The sequence below is a fragment of the Enterococcus sp. E4-223 genome, assembly GCF_035727065.1.
Classification (GTDB): domain Bacteria; phylum Bacillota; class Bacilli; order Lactobacillales; family Enterococcaceae; genus Enterococcus_B; species Enterococcus_B faecium.
This window is the reverse complement of the sequence record NZ_JAPMLH010000021.1, coordinates 1-1,167: the sequence shown is the minus strand read 5'-3', so window position 1 is coordinate 1,167 and position 1,167 is coordinate 1. Positions and strand designations below refer to the sequence as shown.

Genomic DNA, 1,167 nt, shown 5'->3' with positions numbered 1-1,167 from the left:
ACTCGTTGTACTTCCCATTGTAGCACGTGTGTAGCCCAGGTCATAAGGGGCATGATGATTTGACGTCATCCCCACCTTCCTCCGGTTTGTCACCGGCAGTCTTGCTAGAGTGCCCAACTGAATGATGGCAACTAACAATAAGGGTTGCGCTCGTTGCGGGACTTAACCCAACATCTCACGACACGAGCTGACGACAACCATGCACCACCTGTCACTTTGCCCCCGAAGGGGAAGCTCTATCTCTAGAGTGGTCAAAGGATGTCAAGACCTGGTAAGGTTCTTCGCGTTGCTTCGAATTAAACCACATGCTCCACCGCTTGTGCGGGCCCCCGTCAATTCCTTTGAGTTTCAACCTTGCGGTCGTACTCCCCAGGCGGAGTGCTTAATGCGTTAGCTGCAGCACTGAAGGGCGGAAACCCTCCAACACTTAGCACTCATCGTTTACGGCGTGGACTACCAGGGTATCTAATCCTGTTTGCTCCCCACGCTTTCGAGCCTCAGCGTCAGTTACAGACCAGAGAGCCGCCTTCGCCACTGGTGTTCCTCCATATATCTACGCATTTCACCGCTACACATGGAATTCCACTCTCCTCTTCTGCACTCAAGTCTCCCAGTTTCCAATGACCCTCCCCGGTTGAGCCGGGGGCTTTCACATCAGACTTAAGAAACCGCCTGCGCTCGCTTTACGCCCAATAAATCCGGACAACGCTTGCCACCTACGTATTACCGCGGCTGCTGGCACGTAGTTAGCCGTGGCTTTCTGGTTAGATACCGTCAAGGGATGAACAGTTACTCTCATCCTTGTTCTTCTCTAACAACAGAGTTTTACGATCCGAAAACCTTCTTCACTCACGCGGCGTTGCTCGGTCAGACTTTCGTCCATTGCCGAAGATTCCCTACTGCTGCCTCCCGTAGGAGTTTGGGCCGTGTCTCAGTCCCAATGTGGCCGATCACCCTCTCAGGTCGGCTATGCATCGTGGCCTTGGTGAGCCGTTACCTCACCAACTAGCTAATGCACCGCGGGTCCATCCATCAGCGACACCCGAAAGCGCCTTTCAAATCAAAACCATGCGGTTTTGATTGTTATACGGTATTAGCACCTGTTTCCAAGTGTTATCCCCTTCTGATGGGCAGGTTACCCACGTGTTACTCACCCGTTCGCCACTC

General features: G+C 53.0%; 1 rRNA gene. It reads right to left on the bottom strand.

The features are described from left to right. Positions 1–1,167: ribosomal RNA gene (locus OS139_RS13620) — 16S ribosomal RNA — on the bottom strand; the annotation flags it as partial.